We start from the raw sequence: 15,642 nt of genomic DNA, 5'->3' as shown, positions 1-15,642 counted from the left end.
CCTGCTTTAAAGCGCGAACGGCAGCGGCAGTTTCACGTTCTGGCGCAACGCCAGGCGACGTTCAAATTCGCCCGGATCGTGAATCAGTACGTCTTGACCGGCGAAGGTCTGGGCTGCGATCAGGCGTGACAACCAGAACCGCACGCAGGCGACGCGCAGTAAGGTCGGCCAGAGCTCGGCCTCGCTGGCCGTGAACGGGCGCAGTGTGGCGTAGGCCCCCAGCAGGGCGCGAGCACGAGGGGCGTCAATCTGACCGTCATCGTCAGCGCACCAGTCATTCAGGGCAATCGCCACGTCGTACAGCATCGGGCCGGAGCAGGCGTTGTAAAAGTCGATCAGCCCCGTCAGATGCGTACCTTCAAACATGGCGTTATCGCGGAACAAGTCACCGTGCAGGTTGGCTCGTGGCAATGCCAGGATCTGCGCCTTGCGCTCGGTGATTTCGCTCAGGGCCTTTTGCAGTAACTGAGCCGCTGCCGGCTCCAGGTTGGCCATCAGCGCCGGGCCTTCGGCCAGCATCCAGTCCAGGCCTCGATCCGTCTTGCGTTCCAACACGTTATCGCGTGTGGCGACGTGCAAGTGCCCCAGGAGGTCGCCGACCTGTGCGCAATGCTGGGCGTTGGCTTCGCGAATATGTTTGCCGGCCAGGCGCGGCTGCAGCAACGCCGGTTTGCCTTTGAGTTCGCGCAGTGCCTCGCCGTCGACGGTGCGCAAGGCGAAGGGCACGGGTAAATCTGCGGCGTGCAGCACATCGAGCAGTTCGATAAAGAACGGCATCTCTTTGATCGGGCCACGCTCAACCAGGGTCAGGACAAATTCGCCCTGCTCCAGGCTGATGAAGTAATTGGTGTTTTCGCTGCCAGCGGCAATCCCCTGGAAATCGAGCAGACGGCCGAGTCCGTAAGGCGCAAGAAAAGTCTCCAGCTCAGGGCGAGTCAGTGGGGTGAATACAGACATGATTTAAATTGCCAGTACGGGCGCCGCATTCAAGCGGCGCCAATTAAAGTTAAGACGCTATTTCCATTCGAAGATTTTCCACGAAGGAATCAGCATATCCGGCTGGTCGGAACGGATGTAATTGGCATCAGTACCATCAGCGCGTACCAGAAAGTACGGTTTGCCCCCTTTTGGGGTGACCTTGATGGCGTACAGAAAACCGTTTTGACGGTATTCCTGAATGGTTTTGTCGCCTTCCGTGCGAATGGTTACGTCTGGGTCGGCGGTGACTGCTTCATCAGCTGCAAAGGTTACCAGCGGAGTGAATGCAAACAAGCCGGTCAGCAACAGGCGATTGAGTGTGCGCATGATAACCTTGTCCCTTTGTCGTCATTGGTCCGGACATTCTAGCGCCGGACTCGCCGAAAAGGTTGATCCTGCTCATGAGCCAAGCTCCCCTCGTCCTGGTGGACGGTTCTTCATATCTGTACCGCGCCTTCCATGCGCTGCCACCGCTGACTACCTCCAAGGGCCTGCCGACAGGTGCTGTGAAGGGCGTTTTGAACATGCTGAAAAGCCTGCGCAAGCAGTACCCGGACAGCCCGTTTGCGGTGGTTTTCGATGCCAAGGGCGGTACATTTCGCGATGACATGTACGCCGAATACAAGGCGAATCGACCGAGCATGCCCGATGACATGCGGGTTCAAATTGAGCCTTTGCATGCCAGCGTCATCGCCCTGGGCTTTCCTTTGCTGTGCGTCGAAGGCGTTGAAGCTGACGATGTGATCGGTACGCTGGCCCGCAGCAGTGCCGCGGCAGACCGTCCGGTGGTGATTTCGACCGGCGACAAGGACATGGCGCAACTGGTCGATGGCCACATCACCCTGGTCAACACCATGACCGGCAGCGTGATGGATATCGAAGGCGTGAAAGAGAAGTTTGGCGTCGCCCCCGAGCAGATCATCGATTACCTCGCGCTGATGGGCGATTCGTCCGACAACATTCCTGGCGTCCCGGGGATTGGCCCGAAAACCGCGTCAGGCTTGCTGATGGGTGTTGGCGGTGGCCTTGTTGATCTGTACGAAAAACTCGACGTCGTGCCGACTTTACCGATCCGCGGGGCTAAAAACCTGCCGGCCAAGCTCGAAGAACATCGAGAAATGGCGTTCCTGTCCTATCAACTGGCGACGATTAAAATCGATGTGCCGCTGGAGATCGGTCTGGAAGACTTGCACCTCAAGGCGCCTGACTGTGAAAAGCTGATTGAGCTGTACACCGTACTGGAGTTCAAGAGCTGGATCGCTGAAGTCGAGCGCGAGGCCAAGCGCGCCGGGCAGGTGGTGGTGCATGAAGAGCCAGCGGTGGAGGCGGCGGAGTCGCAGTACGAAACGATCCTGGATCAAGCGCGTTTCGACGTTTGGCTGAAAAAGCTCAATGACGCCAAGCTGGTTGCCTTTGATACTGAAACTACCGGCATAGACGCGCAGCAAGCGCAATTGGTGGGGCTGTCGTTTGCAGTCAAGCCCGGCGAAGCGGCTTACATTCCGCTAACGCATTCCTACATGGGCGTGCCGGAGCAATTGGACCGCGACACCGTGTTGCGTGCCCTCAAGCCGCTGCTGGAAGACCCGGACAAGGCCAAGGTCGGTCAGCACGCCAAGTTCGACATGAATATTCTGGCCAATTGCGCCATTGGTGGCGATCCGGCCTGCGGCATCACGGTGCAGGGCATTGCCTACGACACCATGCTGGAGTCCTACGTGCTCGACTCCACGGCCACCCGCCACGATATGGACAGCCTGGCGCTCAAATATCTGGGCCATGCCACCACCAGCTTTCAGGACATCGCCGGCAAGGGCGTCAAGCAACTGACCTTCGACCAGATCTCGTTGGAGCAAGCCGGTCCGTACGCCGCTGAAGATGCTGATGTGACATTGCGTTTGCACCAGGTTCTGCATGAGAAGCTGACGGCAATCCCTAGCCTGAATGCTGTACTGACGGACATTGAAATGCCGCTAGTGCCTGTGCTGGCGCGTATTGAGCGTCAGGGTGCGCTGGTAGATGCCAACCTGCTGGGGATCCAGAGTGTTGAGCTGGGCGACAAGCTTGTGGCACTTGAGCGCGAGGCCTTTGCCATTGCCGGTGAAGAGTTCAACCTGGGCTCGCCCAAGCAGCTCGGTGTGATCTTGTATGAAAAACTGGGCTTGCCCATCATCAGCAAGACCGCCAAGGGCCAGCCTTCGACCGCAGAGGCCGTGCTGGCTGAGCTGGCCGAGCAGGATTTCCCGCTGCCCAAGGTTTTGATGCAGTACCGCTCGCTAAGCAAACTGAAAAGCACCTACACCGACCGCTTGCCGGAGCAGATCAATCCGCGCACTGGCCGGATTCACACGTCTTACCATCAGGCGGTGACGGCGACCGGACGTTTGTCGTCCAGCGATCCGAATTTGCAGAACATTCCGATCCGTACCGCTGAAGGCCGTCGAATCCGCCAGGCGTTTGTCGCGCCCCAAGGTTACAAGCTGCTGGCCGCGGACTATTCGCAAATCGAACTGCGGATCATGGCTCACCTGGCCAAGGACGAAGGGCTGCTGTATGCCTTCCGCAACAACCTGGATGTGCATAGCGCCACAGCGGCCGAGGTGTTCGGCGTTGAGCTGGACGAGGTCACCACGGACCAGCGCCGCAGCGCCAAGGCGATTAACTTCGGTCTGATCTACGGCATGAGCGCCTTTGGCCTGGCCAAACAGATCGGGGTCGATCGCAAGCAATCGCAGGCGTATATCGACCGTTACTTTGCGCGCTACCCGGGTGTGCTGGATTACATGGAGCGCACCCGCGCCCAGGCTTCGGAACAAGGATACGTCGAGACCATCTTTGGTCGTCGCCTGTATCTGCCCGAGATCAACGCTAAAAACCCGGCGCTGCGCAAAGGGGCTGAACGCACTGCGATCAATGCGCCGATGCAGGGCACGGCGGCTGACATCATCAAGAAAGCCATGGTGGCTGTGGATAACTGGCTGAATGCGTCGGGTCTCGATGCCCGCGTCATCCTGCAGGTACACGATGAATTGGTGCTTGAAGTGCGCGAAGACCTGGTGGAGCAGGTACGCGATGAGGTGCGCAGTCACATGAGTGATGCCGCGAAGCTGGATGTGCCGCTGGTGGTTGAAGTGGGTGTGGGCAATAACTGGGACGAGGCGCACTGACAAATGCGGCCTGCTGGCGGAGTGAGTTCGCTCGCTCCACACAGGGGGGGATGGGTGTGATCGGGCTTATGCCGAATTGTTTGCCGGTGCGCTGGAACTAAATCGGCCACACACCACTCAGATTTATTGAAGGGTTAAACCTTCAAGCTCCTAATGTTGTGTTAAGTGTTGGCAGATTCTGGACCACGCCCTAGCGGTCCAGTGCTTAAACCCCGGACTTCTCCCCCCCATACGAAGTCCGGGGTTTTTTTTGCCTGCGATTCCTTATGCCTCGGACTCGCCAGCCTCTTCGCCTTTATTGGGCAATTCCATCCAGCGTGCCAGTACGGTGTACGCCTCTTCCAGGCCCATGCGCTTAGGCGTGGAGAACAGCTGGATCGTGACCGAGTCACCCCAACGCTTACGGATATCAGCCTGAATTTTAAGCAATGTATTTTTGGCTGCGCCGTACGTCAGTTTGTCGGCTTTAGTCAGCAAAATATGCATCGGCATGCTGCTCGACGTCGTCCAGTCCAGCATCAAAACGTCGAAATCGGTCATTGGATGACGGATATCCATCATCAAGATCACGCCTTTGAGGCTTTCGCGGCTGCCGAAATAAGCTTCGAGGTGACGCTGCCAGTGCATTTTTAGCGGGATGGGTACTTTGGCGTAGCCATAGCCGGGAAGGTCAACCAGGCGACGTTCTTCGTCCAGCTGGAAGAAGTTCAGCAGTTGGGTGCGGCCGGGTGTTTTCGATGTGCGCGCCAGGCTGGCATGGGTCAAAGTGTTGAGTGCGCTGGACTTGCCGGCGTTTGAGCGCCCGGCAAACGCGACTTCGTAGCCGTCGTCGTCGGGGCATTGATCAACTTTGGCTGCGCTGAGCATGAAGGTAGCCTGTTGGCACAGACCGAGAATGGGGTTCTTGAGTTGCATGGGATTTCCGATGTGAGCGGCGTCAGGAATGGACGCGGCGAGCGTGTCGTTTCCGTTTCAGTGACGCCAGTATATAATGCCGCAGATTTTGTGTGCGCTTTGTCCCAGCGTAGGATGAAGAACACGGGAGCGATAGACCCAGGTTGCGCATTAGAACGCAGCAAGCTCCCAACCCTGAAAAGGTCGTTTTATGACGAAATGGCTGCTAGCTGCCGGTATCTTGATGCCGCTTTATAGCGCTCAGGCTACACAGGATCCGGAAGCCGTGTACAACCGCGTTTGTGTCGCCTGCCATGCCGGTCAACTGCCAACAGCCCCTGGATCGAGTGATCGGGAAGCCGAAGGCCAGGATTGGAGCAAGGTATGGAGACGCTGGTGCAACACGTGACCCAGGGTTTCAAGGCGATGCCGCCGCGTGGTTTGTGCATGGACTGCAGTGTCGAGGATTACCGAGCCGTCATTCAATTGATGAGTCAGTACCCCGGCCATAACTCTTTAACCCTTAGCCGTAGTTGGATTAGCTGATGAACAAAATATTCGTGAGTCTGCTGTTGACCTTGGGCGTCACCGGGATTGCCCAGGCTGCAGGCACCGCTCTTGTGGGCGATGCGGCTGCCGGTCAGGCAAAAACTGCTGTGTGTGGCGCTTGTCACGGTCCAGACGGCAATAGCATGGCCCCTAACTTTCCAAAACTGGCCGGGCAAGGCGATCGCTACCTGCTCAAACAGTTGCATGAAATCAAGGATGGCAAACGCCAGGTGCTGGAAATGACCGGCCTGCTGACCAACCTGAACGATCAGGATCTCGCGGATATTGCGGCTTTCTACTCAAGTCAGAAAAGCTCTGTTGGCGCTGCTGACCCGGCTCTGGTGGCCCGTGGCGAAGCGCTGTTTCGTGGTGGTGACCTGGAAAAAGGCCTGCCTGCCTGCACCGGTTGCCACTCGCCAGACGGTCAGGGCAACGCCGCCGCCGGCTTCCCGCACCTGGGTGGCCAGCACGCCGGTTATGTTGAAAAACAACTGACCGACTTCCGTGAAGGCGATCGTACCAACGACGGCGACTCGATGATCATGCGTGGCATTGCTGCCAAGTTGAGCAACAAGGATATCAAGGCGCTGGCCAGCTACATTCAAGGCCTGCACTAAGGTCTGTACGGTCGACGAGGCCTGGGCCAAGCGCCTGTGGCAACGTTAACGATCGTTTAATCCTTGGATGTAAACCTCAAAGGGCAGCTTCGGCTGCCCTTTTTCATGGCATCTGCCGCTACACTATCGAACTCAAGCTTGAAAGGACCGGTCTTAACCCGGTCACGTTGAAGCGACCTTATTTGCCCAGGAGTAAAGCATGCGTAATCTGATTCTCAGCGCCGCTCTCGTCAGCGCCAGCCTGTTTGGCATGACCGCTCAAGCGGCCGAGCCGCTTGAAGCGGGTAAACAATATGTAGAGCTGAGCAACGCGGTGCCCGTAGCGGTGCCTGGCAAGATCGAAGTGGTCGAGCTGTTCTGGTATGGCTGCCCGCATTGCTACGCCTTTGAACCGGTGGTTAATCCATGGGCCGAGAAGCTGCCGGCCGATGTGAACTTCGTACGTCTGCCTGCCATGTTCGGCGGCCCATGGGACGCTCATGGCCAGATGTTCCTGACGCTGGAAGCCATGGGGGTTGAGCACAAGGTTCACGCGGCTGTGTTCAATGCCATCCAGAAAGAAGGCAAGCGCCTGACCAAGCCTGACGAAATGGCAGAGTTCCTGGCGACACAGGGCGTCGACAAAGACAAATTCCTGGCGACCTACAATTCGTTTGCCATTGCCGGCCAGATCAAAAAAGCCAAAGAGCTTGCCCAGAAGTACGGCATCTCTGGCGTACCGACCATGGTGGTTAACGGTAAATACCGTTTTGACCTTGGCACCGCCGGCGGCCCAGAAGGCACATTGGATGTCGCGGACCAGTTGATTGCCAAAGAGCGTGCAGCCGCCGCATCGCCGAGCAAGAACTAAGCGGCGCCTCCCCCGTGCGGCGCTGGAAAAGCGAGCGAATCGTTGGCTTGCATGAAGCGCAGGTCAACGAGGATCATCTGACATCCTTTGTGATGCCGGATGATCGGCGTTTGCGTTTGCTCAGCTTCAATATCCAGGTCGGCAACAGCACGCAAAACTACCGTCATTACCTGACCCGCAGTTGGCAGCATGTGCTGCCGCACAAAGGGCGGGCCGGTAACCTGGAGAAAATCGGCGGCTTGCTGAGCGACTTCGATCTGGTCGCCCTGCAGGAAGCCGATGGCGGTAGCCACCGCTCCGGCTACGTCAATCAGGTCAAATACCTGGCCCAACAGGGCGAATTCCCTTACTGGTATCAACAACTCAATCGCAATCTCGGGCGCTTGGCCCAGCACAGCAATGGTGTGCTCAGCCGATTACGTCCCACAGCGATCGAGGATCACCCTCTACCCGGGCCGGCTGGGCGCGGCGCAATCCTGGTGCGGTTCGGCGATGGCCCGGATGCGCTGGTGGTCGTAGTCATGCACCTGGCGCTGGGGACCAAAACCCGTACACGACAGCTGGCGTATATCCGCGAGTTGATTGAGGGCTACCAGCACCAAGTGTTGATGGGCGACATGAACACTCATGCCAACGATTTGCTGCAGTCCTCGCCGTTGCGGGACTTGGGTTTGCTGGCTCCGCAAATGGAGGCGACCTTTCCCAGCTGGCGTCCGCAGCGGTGTCTTGATCATATCTTGCTCAGTTCCAGCCTGACCCTTGAGCGTGTACAGGTGCTCGATCAGCCCATTTCGGATCACCTGCCGGTGGCGGTTGAAATCCGTTTGCCGGGCTCGGTGGGTGTCGATTCGCTGCCTGCGGTGATCGCGCCAGCCAGCGAGCCCCTTGCATGAGTGCCGATGACGCCGGGCGCTGGAAAGAGAAATACCTCAAAAGCATCGAACAGCAGGAAAAGCTCGAAGATCGCTGGAAGGCGCGTCTCGATTTGCTGCGCCGTGGCCTGGTGCGTAGCACCCTGGCGGCTGAAGGTACGGATCGGAGCGTCGATCAGTGCATGAAGGAAATGCGCGAGGTGGTGCGCAGTGACGAGATGGACGCAGCGTTGGCTGCGCTCTTGCCCCGGCTTGAAAAAGCGGTGCTCGATTCCGAGCAGCGGCGTGAAACACGGACCGAGCAGATCAGTACGGCGATGAATACGCTGGTCACGCAACTGCAAGCCTTGCCGCTGCCCCGAGAAGTCAGCAAGCCGCTCAAGGTTTTCGCCCGGCAGCTCGAGAGCAGGGTTAACCACGCCCGCGAGATGCCGCTGTTACTGGATGAGCTGAGTCATTTGCAGGGGCAGGCTCTGGCACCGCAACTCGGTGAGGTCCGGCCGGGTTTGTTGCAGCGCTTGTTCGGCGCCGATAAAGCAGCGGCCGAACCGGCTGCTCCGGAGCCTGATGTCCTGCTGCCCGGGCGACGAACCGAAGCCCAGGCATTGGACGTCAGGCCCGATGCACTGCCCACGGCAGAGGTGAAACCTCAGGCGAGCTCTGCGCCACCGTCGGAAGTGGCCGCCGTACAGCCCCCGTTGGGCCCCGTTGAAGCGTCGCCGCCCGTGCCGGATGAGCCCGTTCTTGATGCGTCATCGAGCGGCGCGCTTGAGTCGGTTGTGGCGCAGGTAGAAGCAGAAAATAACCTGACTGAAAACCGCGTCGAGCCTGCGACGCCTGACGCCGAGCTCCGCCCGGTCCTTGCGCAGTCCGCGGCTGCTTCATTGGCGGCAGCGGAGCCTGAGCAGGCCGGCGGTGAGAGGGACGCCGTCTTTGTCTTGCCTGAAAGTCCTGAGCCGTCCTACAGCTCGGTAGCGGCGCATATCGAGTCGACATTGCTGGGATTGCTCAGTGACTTGTCGCTGCCCGAGCACCATCAACCGCAAGCCGAGGCGGTACGCAGCCGCCTGGAAAAAGGACTTAACTGGTACGAGTTGCTGCCGATCCTCGATGATCTTGCGGTATTGATGCTGGCCGTCACTGACAGTGGCCAGCATGAGTTCGAGGCTTATCTCAAACAGCTCAACGAACGCCTTGAATCGTTCCAGAATAATCTCCAGGCGGCCAGTGAGGGCCACGCCGAGGGCCGGTCGGCGGTTGATGAGCTGCACACTCAGCTGCGCGAGCATGTCGATGATCTGCAACACAGCGTGCAAGATGCGGTCGACTTGCCCAGCCTTAAGCACGTACTGGAGAGCCGTCTGGAAGGGTTGCTGGGCATGATCGACCAGCATCAAGAGCAGCGTGACGTGCGTGAACAGGACATCTCGGTCCATTTGCAAGCGTTGGCCGAGCGTGTGGCGCAGATGGAGCAGCAAGCCCTTGGTTACCGTGAGCACCTTGAGGAGCAGCGACAGAAGGCGTTGCTCGACCCGCTGACCGGCTTGCCCAATCGGGCGGCCTGGAGCGAACGACTGGCGCAGGAGGTCATGCAGTGGCAAGCCCACGGAAATCCGCTGCTGATCGCCATGCTCGACCTTGACCATTTCAAGCGAGTCAACGACGGGTATGGTCATCTGGCGGGTGACAAAGTCCTCAAAATTATTGCGGCTCAGTTGCGCAAGCACTTGCGGCCCCGGGATTTCATCGCCCGGTTTGGCGGTGAAGAATTTGTCTTGCTGATTCCCGATACGACGCTGGCGTTGGGCCTGCAGCAGCTCGAAAAGCTGCGGGCGGTCATTGCAGCCTGTCCGTTCCACTTCAAGGGAGAGCCGGTGACGATCACGGCTTCCATCGGGCTTTCTGACTTCAGGCCCGGAGACCGCAGCGATCATGTGCTCAAAAGAGCCGATGAAGCGCTGTACCAGGCGAAGCACAATGGGCGTAACCGTGTTGTGCAGGCCGGCCCCTGAATGCAGGCCTGAACGGCAAGAGGTTCAGCTCGCGGACAAGGCCGGTGAGGTATGCTTGCGCATGAATATTGACCAGCGCTGCCATTGCCCATGAAATTTCCTGCTCTGATACTGTCCCTTGCGCTGTTGGCCGGTTGTGCCAGCGGCCCTCGTATGGACACCAACCACCCCTCGGTCAACCACGACAGCCGTGTGCAGTTTGTGGTGCTCCATTACACCTCGACCTCCCTGGAGCGCTCGCTGGAGCTGCTGACCCGCGGGCCTGTCAGCAGTCACTACCTGATTGGCGATAACCCACCCACGATTTATAAATTGGTGGATGAAAATCTGCGCGCCTGGCACGCGGGGGAGAGTGAGTGGAGGGGTCGCACCTGGTTGAATTCCAGCTCCATCGGCATCGAAATCGTCAATCAGGGTTTCCGTGACACGCCGAACGGCCGAGTCTGGTATCCCTATACCGAAGGTCAGATCCAGGCTTTGATCGTCCTGCTCAAGGATATTTCGACACGCTACAAGATCGATCCCCACAACATCATTGGTCACAGCGACATTGCGCCCCTGCGCAAGCTCGATCCGGGTCCGCTGTTTCCGTGGAAGCGTCTGGCCGATGCCGGCTTCGGCGTGTGGCCAAATGCTCAGGCCGTCGCCCGTGAACAGGCACTTTTTGCGATCACAATGCCGAGCATTACCTGGTTCCAGCAGCAGTTGGCGCAGTTGGGTTACGAAACTCCGCAAACCGGCGAGCTGGATGTTGCCACCCGCCACGTGCTGGCGGCGTTTCAAATGCACTTCCGGCCCTCTCGCCATGATGGAACGCCGGATGCCGAGAGCGCGGCGATCCTGAGCGTGTTGAACGCCCAAAAGAACTGATTGCGCAGGGTGTCGTCTACAAGGGCAGCGCCATGTAGAACTGTGTGCCTTGCCCTGGGCGTGAATACACACCGATGCGCCCGCCATGCAGCTGGACGATTTCCTTGCACAGCGCGAGCCCCAGGCCGGCACCGCCTTTTTTGCGACCCACCTGTACGAAGGGTTCGAAAATACGGCCTTGCTGGCTATAGGCGATACCTTCGCCATTGTCTTCGATGCTGATGATCACCCGTTCGGCGTGACGTCGCGCCTGCAAGCGGATCTGCCCGCCACTGGCGGTGTGGCGCAAGGCATTGTCCAGCAGGTTATCCAGCACGCGCTCCAGTTGGGCCTGGTCGGCGTTCAAACGCGGGAGCGGCTGTTGCAGGTCTAGCAGCAACTCGATGTGTTTGCCCGACGCTGCGTCGGCAAAGCGGGCGCGGGCGTGTTCCAGCATCTCTTCGATATCGCACGGGGCCAGCGTCAGCTTTTGCATGCCGTTCTGGTAGCGAGAGAAGTTCAGCAAGTCGTTGATCAGCTGCATCAACCGCTGCATTTCCTCGTTCACGGTATTGAGCAGGTCAGTTTCCCGTGATTGCGGGTCAAAACGCGCGCGCTCGAGAAATAAACCAAAGGCCATGTGCATTCCCGTTACCGGCGTACGCAACTCATGGGAGGCCCGGAGCACGAACTCGCTGCGGACACGCTCAAAGGCGCGCTGCTCGGTGACGTCGTGCAACACCATCACGGCGCCGAGAATCGGGCCTTTGGGCTGGCTGACCGGCGTCAGGCTATAGGTCAGCAGGCGGTTTTCACCTTCAATGTCGACGCTCAAGTCTTCCGGCAAGCGTTCCAGACTGCCGCCGTGCAGAACCGTCAGCAATTGCTGATCGAGCTCAGGGCGGGACAAGGCTTCGCCCAGTGGCTGGCCCAGACGACTTTCGTCCCAGCCCAGTTGCCGTTGCGCGACGGGGTTTAAATGCTCCAGGCGGCCTTGATGGTCGATCATCAGCAAACCGTCATCAATGCTGTCGAGCACGGCCTGAAACCGCTGCTGGCCGGCTCGCAACTCGTCGATGTTGGTTGCCTGATGCTGGCGCAAGGCTTCCGCCATGATTCCAAAACGTCGCGTCAGCAGGTTCATTTCCGTGGCTGAAGAAAGCGGCAGCACCACTTCAAAGTTGCCCTTGCCTATATTGTCGGCTGCTTTGGCCAGCGCTTCGATCGGCGCGCCAAAACGCTGGGCGATACCATGAGCCGTGATAAAGCCAATGATCAGCACCGTGAGCCCGATGAGGCTCAATAGCGCCGCAATGATGATGGCCCGCTCCTGGGCGGAAGCCTGGGCGGCGTAGATGTTCTCAAGTGCATGGCGATGCTCACCGATCAGGCCATTGCGCAACTGGTTAAAGCGAGTGGTGAGCTCATCGTCGCTGCTCAGATCGATCGGGGAACTGCGGGCCTGGTTGAATACTTTTAAAAAGTCTTCGTAGTCGGCACGGGCTTGCTTGAAGCCGTTTTGCAGGTTGTTCTTGCGTTCATGCTCGATGCCTTCATCGAGCAGCTTCAGGTACTCCTGTGAAGACGCTTGCAACGCTTGGGGGTCTTTGTGGTTGCGCAGCATCAGTATGAGCTGGTCGCCCAGGCTCTGACGCAACTTGAGCCCCAGGTCGAGGGTGATGAAGTTATTGCTGATCAGCGCTTCTTGAGTCTTGGCCATCTGCATCACGCTGACGACGCCGAGTAACAGCCCCAGCAACGCCACGGTGATGAGCGCCGAAATGCTTAAAAAAAGCCGGGTGCGCAGTTTGATCGCGAGTTTCATCGGCGGCTCACAGGTTGTACTGCTTGCGTTTTCGATAAAGTGTCGAGGCGTCAATGCCCAGGGTCTTCGCCGCTTGGTCGAGGGTTTCGCTGGTCGCCAGTACCGCTCCGATATGCGCCTTCTCCAGCTGGTCGAGGCTTAGCGCCGCACCAATGCGCGGGGCATTTGGGGTGGTTTGCTCGGCCATGCCCAAATGACCGATTTCGACGACTTCCTGGGGGCAGATAATGCTCGCGCGCTCAACCACATTGCGTAGTTCGCGAATGTTGCCGGGCCACCGGTAATTGGCCAATGCCTCGCGTGCTTCTGCACTGAAGCCCCGGGCAGGGCGGGCATATTCCACGACGAACCGGGCCAGAAAACGATCGGCGAGGGTCAGAATGTCTTCGCTGCGCTCACGCAGGGGAGGTAGATGCAAGGTGATGACATTCAGGCGGTAGAGCAAGTCTTCGCGAAAGCGCCCGTCACGGACCATGTCTTCCAGATTGAGGTTGGTCGCGGCCAGAATTCGCACATCCGCGCGACGGGTAACCGGGTCGCCGACGCGTTCGTATTCCTTGTCTTGAATGAAACGCAGCAGTTTTGGCTGCAGAGCCAGCGGGAAATCACCGATTTCATCCAGAAACAGCGTCCCGGCATCGGCCTGGTTAACCCGGCCCAGCGTGCTTTCACTGGCGCCGGTAAAGGCGCCGCGGGTATGACCGAACAGCTCGCTCTCCATCAGTTCCGCGGTAAGTGAAGGGCAGTTGATCGTGACGCAGGATTTCTTGGCGCGCTTGCTCCAGCCATGGATTGCCCGCGCCAGTTCGCCTTTACCGGTACCGGACTCTCCCAGAATCAAGATGTTGGCATCGGTGCCAGCCACCTGGCGAGCGGTTTCCAGCACCGACATCATGGCCGGACTGTGGGAGTCGAGGCCGTCCTTGGGTTTGCGGACTTCACCTTCGAGGGCTTCGAGGCGGGCGGACAACTGACGCACTTCCAGTTGTTTGGCGGTTGCCAGGCGCAACTGGTCAGGGCTGCAGGGCTTGACCAGATAGTCGGCTGCGCCTGCTTGGATGGCATCCACGGCGGTGTCGACGGCGGAGTGTGCCGTGACGATCACGACCCGCATCCACGGCGCTTGAATACGCATCTGGGCCAACACATCCAGGCCGTTGTCTTCGCCCAGGCGCAGATCCAGAAAACACAGGTCGAACACTTGGCGCTGAAGTAAAGAATCAGCCTGCGCCGCACTGTTGGCAGTGGCGACGGTATAGCCCTCATCTTCAAGGCAGTAGCGGAACGTGCGCAGGATGGCGGATTCATCGTCGACCAGCAGAATGCGGCCCTGGTGCTCTTTGACTGACTCCATATCCTGTGTTCCTTAATGAGTGATCTTGGTTAGTGTCGTAATAATCGGGCAAGTTGCATGATTTTTTCAGGAATGATTCTGAGGCTAGCAGGGAAGCGGTTTGCCTGCATGCTGTAACTATTTGATTTGTTTTATTTTTAAAGCACTTTCGGAGCTTTCTGCCGAGCAAAAGAATGTCCGGGCGGACGTTTTTGGTGGGTAACCGGACGGCGTCTGGTACGGGGATCGTCGCGGTGTCGTGCAGAACGCACGACCTGCAGAACGGGCATCGTGCAGGATGCGCGCAAGAGTGTTTTTTATAATAAGTTAACTTGTTGATTTATAAGGCTTTTATCTGAAATGTAAAGCTGGCACGCCCCCTGCACTCTCTCTTGCATAGGGAGGCCGCCCGGCGCCAGCGTGACGGGCGGCCTTAACTTCACAAGATTGACCACCGAGTGGCAGGAGTTTGAGCATGAATCGCCAAGGTTTCCCCTACATCCGCCTTTCGTCGCTTCATGTGCAGCAAGGCTTGTGCGCCAGCCTGGCTGTGTTGGTGACGCTGATCGGTGGTCAACAACTGGCAACGCGGGATCAGTCATCTCAGGCTGAGGCCACTGCCCACGTCGTTTTGCAGCCTGCAGCCACACAGCGACATTTTAGTGCGGCCAGCTCCAGTGTTGGTTTCACCCTGGCCGAGGTCGATGAGACGGAAATTGCGAAATCTGAACGGCCGCCGGAACGTTGGGTGTTTTAAGTGTTCACAACCTTGAGGCCCCCGCAGGGCGTTGAGGCACAGCATTGGCATCACCAGGCTTTCCCACAGTTATAAGGAGAATCACCATGTTAAGTTGGGCAATTACCTTCCTGATTATCGCCATCATCGCTGCTGTTCTGGGCTTCGGTGGTATCGCGGGCACCGCAACCGGTATCGCCAAAATCCTGTTTGTAGTGTTCCTGGTGATGTTCGTGGTGTCGTTTATCTTTGGCCGTCGCGGTCGAGGCTAACCATGTTCAGCCGATCCTTTAAGGCAATGGCTGCTGCCCTGTTGATGGGCAGCAGTGCCATGGCGCTGGCCGGTAATGACGGTCAGGTACGTGCCAACGAACTGCTGAACGATCCCGACTATCGGCAAACCTGGCAACAGGTGGTGCAAAAGGAGGAGCGTTTGCCCGAGTGGGTGATCAATCTTTCCGGCAGCGCCGAGCAGATGAATGCGGTCACCGAGGATGGCGATCCGTACGTGGTCGGGCCGTTGTGTGAAACCGCCAAGACGTGCCTCAACAAGCGTTTGATCGTTGCCTTCAGCCTCGATAAAAAAGACGCTTATGCCATGTTGGTCGACGTTCCCGCTGGCTTGCCAGCTGACAAGTCTCCGACACGTCATGCCGATTATCGTTTTTTGGGCGAACCTGATGAAGGCATGCAAGCCTTGCTGAAAGAACAATTGAAGAAAGATCCAAATTGGTACTGATGCGTGCTGAACATTCGGTGTTAAAGGTTCAGATTTTCAACACAAAAAAACCAAGGAAATCCCTTGGTTTTTTTGTGTCTGGCACATCGACCTTTCGTCTGTAAAACCTTATCCCGGCTCATTTTTTTCGAAAGTAATGTGGCTTGGGAGGGGGCTCGGAACGTCGACCGTATATCGACTAATATCAAAATGATTGGCTCACTGTTTCCGATTTATGTTGT

The 15,642-nt window shown here is 58.1% G+C and carries 14 protein-coding genes and 1 pseudogene; 10 read left to right on the top strand and 5 right to left on the bottom strand.

Annotation, left to right across the window (positions count from 1 at the left end; translation table 11 throughout):
* Window positions 1–6: 6 nt before the first annotated feature.
* Both AWM69_RS01995 and AWM69_RS01990 read right to left on the bottom strand, forming a co-directional pair.
* On the bottom strand, window positions 7–957 hold the full coding sequence (locus tag AWM69_RS01995; protein ID WP_131654311.1) for a homoserine kinase: 951 nt from the start codon (window positions 955–957) through the stop codon (window positions 7–9).
* Window positions 958–1,014: 57 nt separating this feature from the next.
* The gene (locus AWM69_RS01990) at window positions 1,015–1,305 is read right to left on the bottom strand and encodes a DUF2782 domain-containing protein (RefSeq protein WP_019828138.1); all 291 of its coding nucleotides are present in this window, start codon (window positions 1,303–1,305) and stop codon (window positions 1,015–1,017) included.
* 74 nt (window positions 1,306–1,379) lie between these two features.
* Here AWM69_RS01990 and polA point away from each other — a divergent pair, with 74 nt between their 5' ends.
* Window positions 1,380–4,145 carry a DNA polymerase I gene (gene polA / locus AWM69_RS01985; RefSeq protein ID WP_218725653.1) on the top strand — a complete coding sequence of 922 codons (2,766 nt, stop codon included), beginning with the start codon at window positions 1,380–1,382 and terminating at the stop codon, window positions 4,143–4,145.
* Window positions 4,146–4,409: 264 nt separating this feature from the next.
* Here the strand turns inward: polA and yihA are convergent, their stop codons facing one another.
* On the bottom strand, window positions 4,410–5,060 hold the full coding sequence (gene yihA / locus AWM69_RS01980) for a ribosome biogenesis GTP-binding protein YihA/YsxC (RefSeq protein ID WP_048381279.1): 651 nt from the start codon (window positions 5,058–5,060) through the stop codon (window positions 4,410–4,412).
* A 190-nt stretch (window positions 5,061–5,250) separates the two neighbouring features.
* Between yihA and AWM69_RS01975 the strand changes: the two are divergent.
* The 6 genes and pseudogenes from AWM69_RS01975 to AWM69_RS01950 all read left to right on the top strand — a co-directional run bounded on the left by AWM69_RS01975 (window position 5,251) and on the right by AWM69_RS01950 (window position 10,809).
* Window positions 5,251–5,585, top strand: a pseudogene (locus AWM69_RS01975) (cytochrome c5 family protein).
* Window positions 5,585–6,205, top strand: a complete 621-nt coding sequence (locus AWM69_RS01970) for a cytochrome c (protein WP_048381277.1) — start codon at window positions 5,585–5,587, stop codon at window positions 6,203–6,205. The pseudogene AWM69_RS01975 and the gene AWM69_RS01970 overlap by 1 nt, the downstream one beginning before the upstream one ends.
* A 199-nt stretch (window positions 6,206–6,404) precedes the next feature.
* The gene (gene dsbA / locus AWM69_RS01965) at window positions 6,405–7,055 is read left to right on the top strand and encodes a thiol:disulfide interchange protein DsbA (RefSeq protein ID WP_074702830.1); all 651 of its coding nucleotides are present in this window, start codon (window positions 6,405–6,407) and stop codon (window positions 7,053–7,055) included.
* A gap of 14 nt (window positions 7,056–7,069) precedes the next feature.
* Window positions 7,070–7,948 carry an endonuclease/exonuclease/phosphatase family protein gene (locus AWM69_RS01960; RefSeq protein ID WP_048381273.1) on the top strand — a complete coding sequence of 293 codons (879 nt, stop codon included), beginning with the start codon at window positions 7,070–7,072 and terminating at the stop codon, window positions 7,946–7,948.
* The gene (locus AWM69_RS01955) at window positions 7,945–9,939 is read left to right on the top strand and encodes a GGDEF domain-containing protein (RefSeq protein WP_218725652.1); all 1,995 of its coding nucleotides are present in this window, start codon (window positions 7,945–7,947) and stop codon (window positions 9,937–9,939) included. The genes AWM69_RS01960 and AWM69_RS01955 overlap by 4 nt, the downstream gene beginning before the upstream one ends.
* 90 nt (window positions 9,940–10,029) lie before the next feature.
* Window positions 10,030–10,809: an N-acetylmuramoyl-L-alanine amidase gene (locus AWM69_RS01950; protein WP_218725651.1), complete on the top strand. Its 780-nt coding sequence runs from the start codon at window positions 10,030–10,032 to the stop codon at window positions 10,807–10,809.
* Between the two features lie 16 nt (window positions 10,810–10,825).
* On the opposite strand, the gene AWM69_RS01945 is transcribed toward AWM69_RS01950, so the two are convergent.
* Complete coding sequence (locus tag AWM69_RS01945) at window positions 10,826–12,613, bottom strand: KinB sensor domain-containing domain (RefSeq protein ID WP_131654316.1); 1,788 nt, start codon at window positions 12,611–12,613, stop codon at window positions 10,826–10,828.
* 7 nt (window positions 12,614–12,620) lie between these two features.
* A complete protein-coding gene (gene algB, locus AWM69_RS01940; protein ID WP_048381266.1) occupies window positions 12,621–13,967 on the bottom strand; it encodes a sigma-54-dependent response regulator transcription factor AlgB in 1,347 nt (448 codons plus the stop codon).
* A 454-nt stretch (window positions 13,968–14,421) separates the two neighbouring features.
* Between algB and AWM69_RS01935 the strand changes: the two genes are divergently transcribed.
* The 3 genes from AWM69_RS01935 (at window position 14,422) to AWM69_RS01925 (ending at window position 15,421) form a co-directional block, all read left to right on the top strand.
* Window positions 14,422–14,703 (top strand): hypothetical protein, encoded by a 282-nt coding sequence (locus AWM69_RS01935; RefSeq protein WP_131654317.1) that lies wholly within the window; start codon window positions 14,422–14,424, stop codon window positions 14,701–14,703.
* 86 nt (window positions 14,704–14,789) lie between these two features.
* Complete coding sequence (locus tag AWM69_RS01930; RefSeq protein ID WP_019828122.1) at window positions 14,790–14,954, top strand: DUF1328 domain-containing protein; 165 nt, start codon at window positions 14,790–14,792, stop codon at window positions 14,952–14,954.
* Between the two features lie 2 nt (window positions 14,955–14,956).
* Window positions 14,957–15,421, top strand: a complete 465-nt coding sequence (locus AWM69_RS01925) for an inhibitor of vertebrate lysozyme family protein (protein WP_218725650.1) — start codon at window positions 14,957–14,959, stop codon at window positions 15,419–15,421.
* Window positions 15,422–15,642: the final 221 nt, after the last annotated feature.

The organism is Pseudomonas sp. D1HM (genome assembly GCF_019266105.1).
Lineage (GTDB): Bacteria > Pseudomonadota > Gammaproteobacteria > Pseudomonadales > Pseudomonadaceae > Aquipseudomonas > Aquipseudomonas taetrolens.
Note: the sequence above shows the minus strand (reverse complement) of the source record. Positions and strands in the feature narration are given on the sequence as shown.